Source organism: Paenibacillus sinensis, from assembly GCF_019904155.1.
Classification (GTDB): domain Bacteria; phylum Bacillota; class Bacilli; order Paenibacillales; family Paenibacillaceae; genus Paenibacillus_AQ; species Paenibacillus_AQ sinensis.
Map to the genome: position 1 here is coordinate 214,256 of NZ_JAHCMB010000148.1, position 14,291 is coordinate 228,546.

Annotated in this window: 15 protein-coding genes; all 15 read right to left on the minus strand. The window is 50.3% G+C overall.

The window, feature by feature from the left end; genetic code table 11:
- Window positions 1-14: 14 nt before the first annotated feature.
- The 15 genes from KIH86_RS17210 to KIH86_RS17280 all read right to left on the minus strand — a co-directional run bounded on the left by KIH86_RS17210 (window position 15) and on the right by KIH86_RS17280 (window position 14,289).
- Window positions 15-803 carry a FliA/WhiG family RNA polymerase sigma factor gene (locus KIH86_RS17210; protein ID WP_223087153.1) on the minus strand — a complete coding sequence of 263 codons (789 nt, stop codon included), beginning with the start codon at window positions 801-803 and terminating at the stop codon, window positions 15-17.
- An 84-nt stretch (window positions 804-887) separates the two neighbouring features.
- Window positions 888-1,304: a hypothetical protein gene (locus KIH86_RS17215; protein WP_316503344.1), complete on the minus strand. Its 417-nt coding sequence runs from the start codon at window positions 1,302-1,304 to the stop codon at window positions 888-890.
- Between the two features lie 2 nt (window positions 1,305-1,306).
- Window positions 1,307-1,804: a chemotaxis protein CheD gene (locus KIH86_RS17220; protein ID WP_223087147.1), complete on the minus strand. Its 498-nt coding sequence runs from the start codon at window positions 1,802-1,804 to the stop codon at window positions 1,307-1,309.
- Window positions 1,797-2,390: a chemotaxis protein CheC gene (locus KIH86_RS17225; RefSeq protein ID WP_262416639.1), complete on the minus strand. Its 594-nt coding sequence runs from the start codon at window positions 2,388-2,390 to the stop codon at window positions 1,797-1,799. Before KIH86_RS17225 ends, KIH86_RS17220 begins: the two co-directional genes overlap by 8 nt.
- A gap of 37 nt (window positions 2,391-2,427) precedes the next feature.
- Complete coding sequence (locus KIH86_RS17230) at window positions 2,428-2,889, minus strand: chemotaxis protein CheW (RefSeq protein WP_223087142.1); 462 nt, start codon at window positions 2,887-2,889, stop codon at window positions 2,428-2,430.
- 26 nt (window positions 2,890-2,915) lie between these two features.
- Window positions 2,916-4,991, minus strand: coding sequence for a chemotaxis protein CheA (locus tag KIH86_RS17235; protein WP_223087139.1), 2,076 nt, complete (start codon window positions 4,989-4,991; stop codon window positions 2,916-2,918).
- 33 nt (window positions 4,992-5,024) lie between these two features.
- On the minus strand, window positions 5,025-6,440 hold the full coding sequence (locus KIH86_RS17240; protein WP_223087136.1) for a protein-glutamate methylesterase/protein-glutamine glutaminase: 1,416 nt from the start codon (window positions 6,438-6,440) through the stop codon (window positions 5,025-5,027).
- 38 nt (window positions 6,441-6,478) lie between these two features.
- Window positions 6,479-7,357, minus strand: a complete 879-nt coding sequence (locus KIH86_RS17245; protein WP_223087134.1) for a MinD/ParA family protein — start codon at window positions 7,355-7,357, stop codon at window positions 6,479-6,481.
- Complete coding sequence (gene flhF / locus KIH86_RS17250) at window positions 7,357-8,763, minus strand: flagellar biosynthesis protein FlhF (RefSeq protein ID WP_223087132.1); 1,407 nt, start codon at window positions 8,761-8,763, stop codon at window positions 7,357-7,359. Before flhF ends, KIH86_RS17245 begins: the two co-directional genes overlap by 1 nt.
- Window positions 8,760-10,793 carry a flagellar biosynthesis protein FlhA gene (gene flhA, locus KIH86_RS17255; protein WP_223087129.1) on the minus strand — a complete coding sequence of 678 codons (2,034 nt, stop codon included), beginning with the start codon at window positions 10,791-10,793 and terminating at the stop codon, window positions 8,760-8,762. Before flhA ends, flhF begins: the two co-directional genes overlap by 4 nt.
- A gap of 6 nt (window positions 10,794-10,799) precedes the next feature.
- Window positions 10,800-11,900 (minus strand): flagellar biosynthesis protein FlhB, encoded by a 1,101-nt coding sequence (gene flhB, locus KIH86_RS17260; protein WP_223087127.1) that lies wholly within the window; start codon window positions 11,898-11,900, stop codon window positions 10,800-10,802.
- Between the two features lie 19 nt (window positions 11,901-11,919).
- Entirely contained in the window at window positions 11,920-12,702 is a 783-nt protein-coding gene (gene fliR / locus KIH86_RS17265; RefSeq protein WP_262416604.1) for a flagellar biosynthetic protein FliR, read from the minus strand.
- A gap of 4 nt (window positions 12,703-12,706) precedes the next feature.
- On the minus strand, window positions 12,707-12,976 hold the full coding sequence (gene fliQ, locus KIH86_RS17270; RefSeq protein WP_223087125.1) for a flagellar biosynthesis protein FliQ: 270 nt from the start codon (window positions 12,974-12,976) through the stop codon (window positions 12,707-12,709).
- A gap of 21 nt (window positions 12,977-12,997) precedes the next feature.
- Window positions 12,998-13,768 (minus strand): flagellar type III secretion system pore protein FliP, encoded by a 771-nt coding sequence (gene fliP / locus KIH86_RS17275; RefSeq protein WP_223087122.1) that lies wholly within the window; start codon window positions 13,766-13,768, stop codon window positions 12,998-13,000.
- On the minus strand, window positions 13,765-14,289 hold the full coding sequence (locus KIH86_RS17280) for a flagellar biosynthetic protein FliO (protein ID WP_223087120.1): 525 nt from the start codon (window positions 14,287-14,289) through the stop codon (window positions 13,765-13,767). The genes fliP and KIH86_RS17280 overlap by 4 nt, the downstream gene beginning before the upstream one ends.
- Window positions 14,290-14,291 lie beyond the last annotated feature (2 nt).

Sequence of the window (14,291 nt, forward strand, 5' to 3'; positions counted from 1 at the left end):
CTCAACCGCTATGGCTAGTCATTTTGCATCAACAAATCCCGGTTCTTTTCAAGCGTTCCCCGCAGCCTGAGAATTGCCTTGGAATGCAGCTGAGAAATTCGTGATGGAGATAGGGACATCACTTCAGCAATTTCGCTCAGGGATAAATCTTCATAATATAAAAGGGACACGACGGTCCTTTCTTTCACGGTTAGTTTCTCTATACCTTTGGTTATCGTTTCCCGCAAATAAAACTCATTGACCTTACGGTCGGGGTTCTTGGCCTTATCATCAACCAGTACCGACATTCGGGTCTCCGATTCCTCTTCCCGGATCGGGTCCTCAAGCGAGCAAAGCGTCATTACGGATACATCTTGAAGCATGTTCTGAAATTCCTGCTCACTCACATTCAAATACTGGCTCATTTCCTCATCGCTTACGGATCTCAGATATTTTTGTTCCAGCTGCTGGTAAGCATCTTCAATTCTTTTGGCTTTCTCGCGAACGGAGCGCGGTACCCAGTCGCCCTGGCGAAGCGAATCAAGAATAGCGCCGCGAACACGCCAGGAGGCATAGGTTTGAAATTGCAACCCTCTTTTGTAATCAAACTTCTCGACCGCATCAATTAATCCCATAACGCCATTACTCGCTAAATCATCCTTGGATACGTTCTTGGGCAGGCCTATGGCCAATCGCCCAGAGACATAATCAACGATGTGGAGATACTTCTCGATCAGCATTTTTTTGGCCTCAGGATCGCCCTGTTCCTTCCATTGTTCCCAGAGTTCCTGATGCTCCAATTGAGAAGCTTTATGCTCGTTCAACGGCTTTCACCCTTCCCAAAGTGTAGTCGGCGAGTGGGCGGACCAGGTGCATCGAAGCGTTCAGCAGTACCCTGCTTCACCCGCTTATTCTTCTTCTTTCAGGTGACGAACGGCTTTTGCCAATTCTTCCGGATCTTTCATCGAAACCAGTTTGGGAGGCTGAAGAGGCTTGAAATCGCTGCTGTCCTGGCCCGCGACCGCCGGTTTGGGTTTGAGCAAATCCTTCAGTTCCTCTTCCTCATCCGGAGTGGATAAATCCACGGCCCCTCCGAGTGAGTCGGAATCGCCGCCGGATGATGAGAAGCCGCCAGGAGTTGCGGAATCTTTAACAATAAAACCCAATACCCACCTTAAGACGAAGGCAAGCAGAAACCAGAGTATAAATCCGAATAATCCCCGATACAGGCTGGTCAGGAGCAAGTTATTCTGCAATGAAACCAAGAAAGTAAAGGCAAAACCCACCAAGCCGCAGATTAAGTTCAGTAAGATTGTTCCAATCATCATTATAATTCCTTAACGCCCTTTTGCACACTGCGAATGTACAGCAACCCCGAACTGCAGGCAATTTCTATAGTGCGCCCGTAGTTGCCGCCCGTATCTTCAGCAATCAGCGGAATATTCAACTTCTCCAGAGCCAGCTTGCAGGATTCCACATTTCTTGGACCGATACGCATCGTATCATTTCCTCCGGCGAAAGCGAACATTTGAGAGCCTCCTGCCATCTTGGCGATAATTCTACCTTGGGCTGCCCCCAATTGCAGCAGACGATTAAGCAGTTCGGGGATTGCGGTATCCGCAAACTTGGCAATATTGAGCGTCCCTTCTCGGGCGATTTCGGAAGATGGAAGCATGACATGCGCCATACCACCGACTTTTTTGCCGGGATCGTACATGGTAAGGCCTACACATGAACCAAGACCGGTCGTTCGAATGATGTTGTCTTGAATGCCTACGTTGAGATCAGCCATACCTACCTTGATTACGCTTTGTTCTTCAATCATTCTCAAACGGCACTCCCAGGGACTTGAAGATTTTCGGGAATGACTCCGGGTCGGGGATCAGAAAAAACTGGCCTTCAATTTCATCCTTGCCCTCCAGAAAAGTCGTATCAATCAGCAGTGCGTCGTCGCCCATTTGGCCGAACTGCAGAAGCCCATAGCTCAAAATTGCTCCCGCCATATCCATAGCCAGTGCCGGAACGGTCGGGTACATGGTGAGAGAAGTAAAGTCAGCAAGCGACGAAAGGTAGGAACCGGCCAAAATATTGCCGATCTCGTTGAGCGCCGACAGCTCCATTTCGCTCAGTTCTTCCTCTGAGACCTCGGAGATACCCGCCACCCGGTTTAATAAGCTGCGAGCAGCATCAGGAGTTAGTATAAAGAACAAATTGCCCGGTGCTTCGCCCTCTACCCGCAGAAAGACGGCATAGACCAGCTCTTCCGCTCCTCCGACTTTGTCTGCGATTTCTTCAAAGCCCAGCAGTTGAACTTTGGGGACCGCCATGTCTATCGGTTTGTTCAGGAGCTGGGACAAAGCGGTAGCTGCATTCCCGGCTCCGATATTTCCGACTTCCTTCAGCACGTCCATCTTGAAGTCTTTCTGATGCTTGAACAGTTCCACGGAATTAACCCTCTAAACTTTCCAGCTGCACGATCTCGCTCTTATTGAGAACTTCCGCAAGGTTAAGCATGATCAGCAGACGGTCATCTCCGATTTTGGCCACTCCGTCCAGATACTTGGCTTTGATACCTCCGACTACTTCAGGCGGACTATCAATTGAATCGCGGTTCAGGTCGATGACATCATTGGCAGAGTCCACAATAAAGCCGACTTCCATTTCATTTACGTTGACGATGATCACCCGGGTCTGGTCGGTATGCTCCGACTCCTCAAGCCCGAATCTTCCGCGAAGATCGATGACCGGAATCACCACTCCCCGCAAATTGATTACCCCTTTAATGAAAGAATAAGTCTTGGGAACGCGGGTAATCGGCATCATGCGCTCAATCGTCTGCACCTTATCGACTTCAATTCCATATTCCTCGGTACCCAGTTTAAAGACAATCACTTTGATATCTTCAGCCATTTGATGAACCTCCCTATGGATTTCCCTTATTTAATAAAAGCGTTGGGATCGACAATCAATGCAACCTGTCCATCGCCGAGAATCGTGCCGCCCGAAATGCCCTGGACTTCCGGCAGGTATTTGCCCAAATTCTTGATAACAATTTCATTCTGGCCGATAAAGTCGGACACGGTGAGCGCCGCAAGCTTGTCTCCTTTGCGAATCACGACGATCTCCGTCTCATCTTCCGTGCTCTCATCATACTCCGGCACCGCAAAAATAGCGCCTAGCGACAGAAGAGGAATATGGGAGCCCCGGAATTCAACCATTTTGGAGCCGTGAACGTTCCGGATCTGCGCACGCTTGATAATACCGGTCTCTACGATGGAAGAGAGCGGGATCGCATATTTCTCGGAGCCGATCCGCACCAACATGGCAGCGATAATGGACAAGGTCAGCGGAAGCTGTACAGAGAAATTGGTTCCCTTGCCCTGCGTCGAGTAAATGGTGACGTTGCCTCCGAGGGAAGTGATCTTCGCCTTAACGACATCGAGTCCGACACCGCGTCCCGAAATATCGGAGATAACCTCCGCCGTACTGAAGCCGGCCGCGAACAGCAGTTGATGAACTTCACTATCGCTCATCGACGCCGCTTGGTCGGCGGTTACGACACCTTTTTTCAAAGCTGATTTCAGCACTTTCTCGCGCGAGATGCCTGCGCCGTCATCCTGAATTTCGATGAAGACATGATTGCCGCTGTGGAAGGCGCGTAGATGAATGGTGCCTGTCTCCGACTTGCCGGAAGCGATGCGGTCCGCTATTGGCTCCACCCCATGGTCCAGTGCATTGCGGAGCAAGTGAACGAGCGGGTCGCCGATCTCATCGACAACCGTCCGGTCAAGTTCCGTTTCGGCTCCTGTAATAACGAGGTCTACCTTTTTATCCAATGACTTGGCCAGGTCTCTGACCATCCGCGGGAACCGGTTGAACACCGTATCGACGGGAACCATCCGGAGCTTCATCACAATATTCTGAAGATCACCGCTTACCCGGCTCAAGTGCTCAACCGTCTCAATCAGCTCCGTGTTCTGAGTGTCCGAAGACAGCTGCTCCAGACGAACGCGATCGATCAGCAGCTCACTGAGCAAATTCATCAGAACGTCCAGCCGGTCAATATCGACGCGGATCGTTCGCGATGGGGTACCGCCCGTCTTGGCCGGCGCCTTCTTGGCCTCTTCTTTCGGAGCAGCAGATGTCTGCGTCCCAGCTGCCTTGGGCGCTTGCGGCTGCGATGCCTGGGCGGCAGGAGCGGGAGCTTCAGCCGCAGCGGCAACCGCAGGCTGTCCAAGCTGTTCCAGCGATTCCAGATCAAGCGCCACTGACGTTACGGTGTCGACCTCGGAGACGCCCATAATCATGCTCTTCATTTCATCAGCCGTCTTCTGGGTTATGTAATAGAGCGAAAAACTGAACTCGAACTTTTCCTGTTCAATGTCCTGAACGGAAGGGAAGGATTTGACGACTTCGCCGTAACGCTCCAGCAGTTCAAAAACCATATAAGCCCGGACTGCGCGAAGCTGACAATCACTGCGCAGTTGAACTTCGATGAACATCACCTGATGACCTTCCTGCACGGACTGCTTCAGGACAGAGAGCTGAAATTCATCCAGAAGCGCGCGTCCTTCGGACGGATCGGATACAGCGGCACTCGCTGCCGGAGCCGATCCTTGGGCAGAAGGATTCTCTCCGCGGACGATCGCCTGCAAGGAAGAGACGATAGCGCTAACGTCCGCCTTACCGTCTCCTCCGCCTGTGATATCCTGCACCATGGATTCCAGTGCATCAAGGCTCTTGAATAAGGTGTCGAAGATAAAATCCTGCATCGCCAGCTTCTCGTTACGGACAAGGTCGAGCACATTCTCCATTTGATGCGTCAATGATGCCAGATCTTCAAAGCCCATAGTCGCCGCCATGCCTTTCAAGGTATGGGCGGAGCGGAAGATCACCTGCACGATGCTGAGATCGTTAGGACTCGCCTCCAGGCTCATCATATTTTCATTCAACGCTTGCAGATGATCGTTCGACTCATCAATAAACATGGATAAATATTGATTCATGTCCATGTTCAGACACCTACCCTTCACGTTCGCTTTTCGTTATTTAACGACTTGAACCAGCTTTGGTGCTATGTCTTGCAAAGGTAAAATATAGCTGACGCATTTCAGTTCGACGGCGGAGCGGGGCATGCCGTAGACTACACAGGTCTCTTCACTCTCCGCAAAGGTCGAGGTGACACCCGAATCATAAAGGGATTTCATCATCTTCGCTCCATCGCTTCCCATTCCGGTCATGATAACCGCATGCCGCTCAAGTGAAGTAAGCGAGAGCAGCGATTCGAAAAGGGTATCGACAGATGGACGATGACCGTTGCGAGCCTCTTCCTTCGTCAGGTTGATGGAAAGCTGCCCGGCCGAGGATTCAGCCACCTTCATATGAAAGCCTCCCGGCGCGATATATGCCGCTCCTTTTCGGAGTACCATCCCTTGCTCGGCTTCCATGACCTCCAGTGGACTGAAGGTGTTCAGCCGCTGAGCCAGCGATTTGGTGAAATTAGGCGGCATATGCTGAACAATAAGGATCGGAGCCGGAAAATCCGCCGGAATCTTCTCCAGAAAAGCCTTCAAAGCTCTTGGCCCGCCTGTTGAGCATCCAACTGCCACCAGCTTGTTCAGCTCTCTTCCGCCAATCCTTCTATCCCGCGAGCCAGCAGCAGGAGTTCCTCCTGCCGTTGCATGCTCATCTGCAGCTGCCTTCGGCTTAACCAGCTCATTCTTGGTTGACTGGGCTTGCTTGATACCGCCCGGCGACGGCGGCTTCAGCTTGGAAGCTTCCGGTCTCGCCGGCTTGACCGTCCGGCTGGCCGGAGCCGGATTATCCGGTTTGGTAGACGCCAGTTTGCTTCCCGGAGCCGGAATATCGACCTTCGCATCCTTACGGAAACTTCCGGCAAGAGTACCGGGCGTCTCCCTGGGGATTGTTGACGAAGGGGTCCCAAGTTTCCCTGCCGGTTTATCTGCCGGCGATTGCGGCGCAGGGGATGGCACAGGCGCTGCTGCTGCCGGCGCTTCGGGAGTGAGCAGCGCCGAAGCTGATCGCGCCTCTCTTCTCTCGCGGGCCAGCATGGCTTCGTTCATTTGCTCTCTCAGAGAATCCCCAACACTGTTAATATCATTGGAGTTGGAGATGGAAGGCTTGCGGATAAAGTCGAATGCCCCGCTCTCCAGAGCCATGATCGTCTCCTTCATTCCTTCCTCGTTAATGCCGGATAGCATAATAACGGGCAAGGGATGATGCGTCATAATCAAGCGAAGCGCTTCAAGACCGTTCATTTCCGGCATCTCAACATCCATGGTTACGAGATCCGGCTTAAGCTCATTCACTTTCTCCACTGCTTCCCGGCCATTAACGGCGGTGGCTGCAACTTGAAACTCTTGGTCTTGTTCAATTAAATCGGAAATGATCTTGCGCATAAATGCCGAATCATCCACAACCAATACACGATATGGCTTCATATCATTTCCACCTTTGTCTTAAAGTCGGAACATGTCGTCTATTTTCGGCGAAGCCACCTACTGATAAATCCCTTAATTCCCTCACTGGAGGTACTAGCATACGACCTGTCAGAAGATAAATATTTCATCGCAAGCTTGTGAACATCCTTGGATGCTGTACTATGCGGATATGCCATCGAAAAAGGAATCTGTTTCTTAACTGCTTGTACAACATGGACATCGCTGCGAATATAACCGAGAAAAGAGATGTCCATCTGCAAAAACCGCTTGGCGGCCATCCGGATCTTATCGCTTGTCGCAGTCGCTTCCCGGATATCGGAGGCTTGATTCACAATCAGTCTGAAACCGACCTCTGGATGACTGTTATGAACCACCTTCATCAGCGCATAAGCATCGGTGATCGCTGTCGGTTCCGGTGTCGTTACGACAAGGCATTCGTCGGCGGATACGATGAACTTCATGGTCTCTTTGGACAATCCGGCGCCGGTATCAAACAGTACATAATCCATCTCTTCCGATATAACGGATATCTGTGAAGTGAAATAGTCCAGGTCATTATCTGAAAGGGAGAATAATTCCTCCATTCCCGAACCGCCTGCAATGAACGGGAGCTGATTCGGGCCCAGCTGAATGATCTCTTCAATAGGAGCTTCCCGGCCTAAAAGGTGATACAGATTATATTTGGGCGACACTCCCATCAGCACGTCCAGGTTGGCCATGCCGATGTCGGCATCGAACAGCAACACTTTTTTTTCCATACTTTTGAGCGTCAGAGCAAAATTCAAGGTGAAATTCGATTTGCCGACGCCTCCTTTACCGCTGCATACGGTAATAATGCGGGCTGAATCACTTTTCCCCTCGCTAAGCTTACGATTCTGTCCGGCGGCAATGTCTCTCAGCGACTGGGCTTGATCCATTACGTATCCCCCGCACCAAGCAGCAGATTGCTCAAAATTGCGCTGTTAGGCATCAACAGATCATCCGGCACTGTCTGACCATTCGTCACATAGGCCAATGAGAGTGGGAAATCATGTAGAAGATTAAACATCGGACCATAGGTTCCGGTTTCATCAAGCTTGGTCATGATCACTTTGTCAAGCCGATACTTGCTGAAATGTTCCGTAATCAGCTTCATGTCCTTCGTCTTAGAAGTAAGACTTAGCACGAGATAGGTTTCACTCTTCAGCGTCGGAGCCAACAGGCTTTGAAGCTCCGCTACCAGCATTTCGTTCCGGAAATTCCGCCCTGCTGTATCCATAAGAATCAGATCGCAGCTCTCAAGCCTTGACATTGCCCGCTGCAGATCACCGGGTGATTGGACAACCTCGAGAGGCACGTTCAGAATAGATGCATAAGTGCGAAGCTGCTCAACGGCTGAGATCCGGTACGTATCGGAAGTGATCATACCGACCTTCCGTCCATGACGGAACATCTGATCCGCTGCCAGCTTGGCCAAAGTCGTCGTCTTCCCGACCCCTGTAGGTCCTGCCACATATAGCAGTCTCGTATCGTGGGCAATGCCGCTGCCAATTCTTGGGGTAATGAAATCCATCACGATTCCGCTGAGAGATTCTACAAAGTGCTCCGCCCCCCACATCCTTCCGGCGTCATTCCAGGCATCCAGCACACTGTCGATCCACTGATCCGCCAACCGGCTGTCGACTTCCTGATCCAGAAGCCGCTCTCTTAGGGGGACTAAAGGCTCCGGCAAATCTCTTGAAATCGGAGACTGTCTGGCGAGCCTTTCCATCCACTGCTTCATTTCTTTAATTTCTGCAAGCACTGCCTGCTCGTTCGTAGGCGAGGCGGTTTCTTTACCGAATGATGCGGTTACTTCACTTGCTGTACCGGTGATTTCCCGCTCCTGTGAAGTGCCGCGCTGATCATTCGTCTTAATTAGATCAGCGGCATCTTCAATTCGGGAGCGGTCAGGTGCGGCTTCCTTCTCTTCCAGGACCGCAACCCCACCTCTTTGCTCCGATTCCTGGCTCAGCGCGGCTGCGATTTCTGCAAAGCTTCGCGGTGCAGATTCAACGGTCTTCGCTGTGCCAGCATCGGCCGCTGCTTCGTACGCCCTGCGATATGCCGTCGGCACGCCGCTTCTGGGTATTGTAGAGGAAGCGTTCGCTTTAACAGGCGCCGCTTGCTTCGGCTCATTCTCGACGGCGGCTACCACTTCTATTTTCTTTTTCTTGAACATTCCCATGAAACCGCCGGTCTTAATTTCCTTGGTGCTTAATATGACGGCGTCGCTTCCCAGCTCGGTGCGGATCGAATGCATGGCGTCAGGCATGTTATCCACCACATAACGCTTCACTCTCACAGGTTCACCACCCCTACGCTTTGAATTTCAATATTGGGTTCCAGTTCACTGTAGGACAATACCGGAATATCCTGCATGGTCCGTTCAATGACCTGCCGCAGGTACATCCGGATAGTAGGAGATGTCAGCACGATAGGCTGCTGACCGGATTGCAAGAGCCGGTTGATTTGCTCCGTCAGGCGCTGGTATACCGTCTGTGTCGAGACAGGGTCCAGAGCGAGGTAGCTTCCGTGCTCCGATTGCTGAACGCTTTCTGCAATCTTTTTCTCGAGCGACGGGCCGACCGTAATTACGCGCAGCGTTTCTCCAGGTTGGGAGAACTGCTGGGTGATTTGTCTGGAGAGTGCCTGTCTTACATACTCTGTCAGCACATCCGGGTCTTTCGTATAGGTCCCATAATCGGCGAGCGTCTCGAAAATAGTAACAAGGTCCCTGATCGAAATTTTTTCCTTCAACAGCTTGGCGAGCACCTTCTGCAGGTCTCCGATGGTCAGTACGGACGGAATAAGCTCGTCCACCAGAACCGGGTAATTCTCCCGGACGTTGTCCACCAGCAGCTTCGTCTCCTGGCGGCCAATCAGCTCGTGTCCATAACGCTTGATGAGCTCGGTCAGATGAGTGGCTACTACGGAAGGCGGATCTACGACGGTATATCCTGCCATCTCCGCCCGGTCTTTGACAGATTCGTCAATCCACAATGCCGGCAATCCGAACGATGGTTCTATGGTTTCGATACCGCTAATCGAATCGTCATCGTACCCGGGACTCATTGCCAAGTAGTGGTTAAGTAATAATTCACCACCGCCGACCTGATTTCCTTTAATTTTGATGACATATTCATTCGGTTTTAGTTGAATATTGTCGCGAATTCGAATAACAGGGACGACAAGTCCCATTTCAAGTGCACATTGCCGTCGAATCATGATGATCCGGTCCAGAAGGTCTCCCCCCTGCTGCGTATCGGCAAGCGGAATAAGACCGTATCCGAACTCGAATTCGATAGGGTCAACATTAAGCAGGCTGACAACGCTCTCCGGGCTGCGTACTTCTTCGATCTGCTTCTCTTCGACAAGCTGCTCCTCCGCAATCGCTTTGCGGCTCAAGTTCTGCGTCATCCGGTATGCCGAGAAAGCCAATAGTGCTGCAAGCGGCAGTGTACTGATGGCGTGGATCGGTGTAAACAGCCCCAGGAAAGCAACAGTGACGGCAACAATATAGAGAAGCTTCGGATAAGACAACAATTGCCCTGTCAAATCTTCCGCAAGATTGCCTTCCGAAGAAGCCCGGGTAACGATCAGCCCGGATGCGGTCGAAATGAGCAGAGCAGGAATTTGACTGACGAGACCATCCCCGATTGTCAGGAGGGAATATGTCGACAATGCATCTTGGAAGGAAAGGCCGTGAATAGCCATCCCAATTATGAAACCGCCGATCAGGTTAATAAACAGAATGACGATACTGGCGATAGCGTCGCCCTTGACGAACTTACTCGCACCATCCATCGCACCGTAGAAATCCGCTTCGCGTTCAATTGTATTCCGGCGCTCCCTTGCTTGCTGCTCATTGATCAAGCCTGCATTCAAGTCGGCGTCAATACTCATCTGCTTACCCGGCATCGCGTCGAGCGTGAATCTTGCACCGACTTCAGCTACACGCTCCGAGCCTTTGGTAATAACGATGAACTGTACGACAACCAGAATCAGAAAGACGATAAATCCGATTGCGATCTGACCTCTTGCGATCCAGCCTCCGAATGTGGCCACAACCGAACCGGCTTTTCCGTTAGCCAGAATCAGCTTGGTTGTGGAAAGGTTAAGTGCGAGACGGAATAGCGTTGTAATGAGCAGCAGGGATGGAAAGACGGAGAACTGCAGCGCATCCTTCGTGTTCATTGCAACCAGCAATATGGTCAGTGCTATGGAAATATTAATAACGAGCAGAAAATCGAGCAGCCATGTAGGAATCGGAAGAATCATCATCAGCACAATGCCGATTATACCAAGAAGAACTGTTAAATCCTTTGCTTTCAATGCTTCCTACCTCCCGTTGGATCTTGGTCTGCCCTTAATTTTATATACATAAGCCAACACTTCGGCAACCGCCTGGAACAGATCGGCGGGAACCGAGTCCCCGATCTCCGCCCGCTGAAACAGTGCCCGTGCAAGCGGCTTGTTTTCCATCGTAATAATGCCATGTTCCTTGGCCAGTTCACGAATGCGAAGCGCAACAAAATCCTGGCCTTTGGCCACAATTTGCGGAGCTTCCATGGTTGAACCGTCATACTTCAGTGCGACTGCAAAGTGAGTCGGGTTGGTTATGATCACATCGGCCTTCGGAACTTCTTGCATCATTCGCTGCATGGCCATCCGGCGCTGACGTTCTCTGATCTTCCCTTTGATCTGCGGGTCGCCTTCCATGTTCTTGTATTCGTCTTTGACTTCCTGCTTGGTCATCTTCAGACTTTTTTCATGTTCATAGCGCTGGTACATATAGTCCAGAACGGCCATAATCAGCAGTGCAGCTCCGATCTTGATTCCTAAATTTAGCATCATTTTTGCAGCAAAGTGCATAATGGCTTCAACATCCACATGGGAGAGTGCAAAAAACTCCTTTTTCTTTCCCCAAAGCGTGCTGTAGACGAGATAACCGATGATAATCAATTTAAAAATCGATTTGAACATTTCCACCAAAGAACGCATGGAAAAAATGTTCTTCAAACCTTTGAGGGGGTTGAGCTTGCTGAATTTCGGCGTCAGCCCTTCACCGACCATCTTGAACCCGATCTGACTCACTTCGGAGATAAGAGCCAGGACCAGGGTAATCAGAAATAGCGGCGCCAATATGACCAGAATCTGGATTCCGTACTGCCTCATCATGTTCAGCACATTGTCCGGGGTCACTTCCATCGTCAGCCTGTTCATCAGAATATCCCTGAACAAGGAAACGACACGTTCCTTTAAAAAGCCTCCGAAAATGAGCAAAGAGGATACCGCAGCAAGCAGAACAATAGCTCCGGACATCTCGTGGCTTTTGGCAACCTGACCTTTCTTCCGGGCATCTGTACGCTTTTTGGCGGTAGGTTTCTCCGTCTTGTCGCCGCCGAACATTTGAAGGTCGAATTGATACCGATTGCGCATTCGTCCCTCCCAGTCCGGCTTAAGCGCCCATAATCGTAAGCAGATTGCGCATGGATTCAAACATGATGTTGAACAGATTTTGAAACAGAACAGCCATGGTCGGCATGAGCAGCATGAGAAGAGCCAGACCGACTATGATTTTCAAGGGCACGCCTATGACAAAGACATTGTATTGAGGAGCGGTTCTTGCCAAGAAGGCGAGACCGATATCCGTCAGGAACAATGCGGTTACAAGGGGCGCCGACATTTGAAGCGCAAGCATGAATGCCTGTCCAAACGTACGAATAAGAAAATCCGACAGGCTGCCGTCCATCATTTTCGAAAGTATTGAATTGTCTAAAGGAACCCAGTTATAGCTGCTGACAATGGCATCAATCAAATAGTGATGACCGTTCATTCCCAAGAAGAGCAATAAAGCGATCATATATTTGAAATTGCCTAGCAAAGGCGCTGACACGCCAGTCATCGGGTCAATAACATTCGCAATGGCGAAACCGATCTGCATATCAATAAAGGAACCGGCTGTCTGAATCATCATGAACATCAAGTATCCAATAAAACCAAGCAGCAGGCCGATCAGCACCTCACGGACAATCAGCAATACAAGGTTCAAATCCTCTTGAACAACAATACCTGTTCCTCTGGCAGTGAAAACGACCAATGAAACAAAAAAAGACAGGCCTATCTTGAACGACATCGGAATGTTGCGTGAAGAAAACACGGGAACTACAACAAAAAAAGCTGTAATTCGACAAAAGATAAGCATAAAGACAGGTAGTCCCTGCAAAATGGAGTTTATCATAACGTCAACCGATGTACATATACAGATTTCCCAATATATGGGATGTGAAGTCGATAAGCTTGGTTAAAATCCATGGCCCGAACAAGAGCAAAGCCAGCAACACAGCCACGATCTTCGGAACAAAAGCCAGCGTCTGCTCCTGTATTTGAGTCGTGGCTTGAAAGATGCTGATAAGTAGTCCGACAACAAGGCCAAAAATGAGCATTGGCGCACTTATTTCCAGCATCAAATATACCGCTTGGCCCGCAAGCCCGATTATAAACTCCGTACTCATGGATATCGCCTCCTTCTTTCGTCAAGTGCCGTAGCTGAGAAGCAGCGACTTGACGACAAGATACCAGCCGTCTACAAGCACGAACAGCATGATTTTGAAAGGCAATGAGATCATAACCGGCGGAAGCATCATCATCCCCATGGCCATCAGCGTACTGGACACAACCACATCGATAATTAGAAAAGGAATGAATATCAAGAATCCCATTTGAAAAGCCGTCTTCATCTCACTCATCGCATAGGAAGGAATGAGAACTGTCAACGGGATATCCTTGTAAGTATTGGGCTTGTGCTCCCCTGTAAAGCCGTTATATTTCATGAACAGGAGCAGATCCTTCTCATGCGTATACTTGAACATGAATTGCTTCATGGGGTCCTCAGCCTTCTTCAAAGCTTCCGTCTGCGTAATCTCGCCTTTGATATAAGGCTGAAGCGCAACCTGATTCACGGTCGACAGTGTAGGCGACATGATGAACAGCGTCAGAAACAGGGCCATCCCGACTAACACCTGGTTTGGCGGCATCTGCTGAGTGCCAAGCGATGTCCGGACGAATCCGAGGACGATGACGATTCGAGTGAAGCTTGTCATCATCACCAGAAACGCGGGTGCGACGCTCAATACGGTAATAAGTAAAATAATGGATACCGAGCTCGTCCCGCTCTGCGAGCCCTCTCCCCCAACCTGAATATCGATATTCGGAATCGGATCAGCTGCAGCCGCATGGATCGGTCGCAGAACCAGAATACTAATCAGACCGATAAGCAGGAAGGTGAGCAGAATTTTCTTCTTCATGTCTCCTCCTGCCTGTTCTTCTTGTCATCCTCGTCCAACAGCTCTTCTAATTCCTTCTTTCGGTCGGGAGCGGAGCGCAGTTTGGATTGAAGCATTTCGTAGAACGAAGTGTTATCGTTCAGGTTAATTTCCTCCGACGACACCTTGCCCTGAAACTTCCCTTTCAGTTTATCTCCGACAGTCTTGATTAAACTTCCGGCAGATGTGGACTGTTCTTCGAATGCCGCCATTATGACCGCCGCTTCCTCGGGATCGGTTATTTTGTCCAACATGGTGACATTTTCTCCCACCCCGATGATATATAGGCTTTCGCCAATCTCAATGACCTGAAGCGATTTGCTGGGACCAAGTCCGACTGCTCCAAGAGTTCTTATGGACCGGTTGCTCATCCAGCTTTGATTACGCCGTCCAAGAAACCGGATGAGCAGCACGATAATGACAAGGATAACAATGAGAACCAGGATTACATTGATTAAATTCAATGCTGTGCTTCCACCGTCAAAGCCAGAGTTGCTGGGCATGG

Excerpts from the sequence above, each read along its gene's own strand:
- KIH86_RS17215 (WP_316503344.1), bottom strand. The coding sequence starts at position 1,304 with ATGATTGGAACAATCTTACTGAACTTAATCTGCGGCTTGGTGGGTTTT.
- KIH86_RS17220 (WP_223087147.1), bottom strand. The coding sequence starts at position 1,804 with ATGATTGAAGAACAAAGCGTAATCAAGGTAGGTATGGCTGATCTCAAC.
- KIH86_RS17225 (WP_262416639.1), bottom strand. The coding sequence starts at position 2,390 with ATGGACGTGCTGAAGGAAGTCGGAAATATCGGAGCCGGGAATGCAGCT.
- KIH86_RS17230 (WP_223087142.1), bottom strand. The coding sequence starts at position 2,889 with ATGGCTGAAGATATCAAAGTGATTGTCTTTAAACTGGGTACCGAGGAA.
- KIH86_RS17235 (WP_223087139.1), bottom strand. The coding sequence starts at position 4,991 with ATGGACATGAATCAATATTTATCCATGTTTATTGATGAGTCGAACGAT.
- KIH86_RS17240 (WP_223087136.1), bottom strand. The coding sequence starts at position 6,440 with ATGAAGCCATATCGTGTATTGGTTGTGGATGATTCGGCATTTATGCGC.
- KIH86_RS17245 (WP_223087134.1), bottom strand. The coding sequence starts at position 7,357 with ATGGATCAAGCCCAGTCGCTGAGAGACATTGCCGCCGGACAGAATCGT.
- flhB (WP_223087127.1), bottom strand. The coding sequence starts at position 11,900 with ATGCGCAATCGGTATCAATTCGACCTTCAAATGTTCGGCGGCGACAAG.
- fliR (WP_262416604.1), bottom strand. The coding sequence starts at position 12,702 with ATGATAAACTCCATTTTGCAGGGACTACCTGTCTTTATGCTTATCTTT.
- fliQ (WP_223087125.1), bottom strand. The coding sequence starts at position 12,976 with ATGAGTACGGAGTTTATAATCGGGCTTGCGGGCCAAGCGGTATATTTG.
- fliP (WP_223087122.1), bottom strand. The coding sequence starts at position 13,768 with ATGAAGAAGAAAATTCTGCTCACCTTCCTGCTTATCGGTCTGATTAGT.
- KIH86_RS17280 (WP_223087120.1), bottom strand. The coding sequence starts at position 14,289 with ATGCCCAGCAACTCTGGCTTTGACGGTGGAAGCACAGCATTGAATTTA.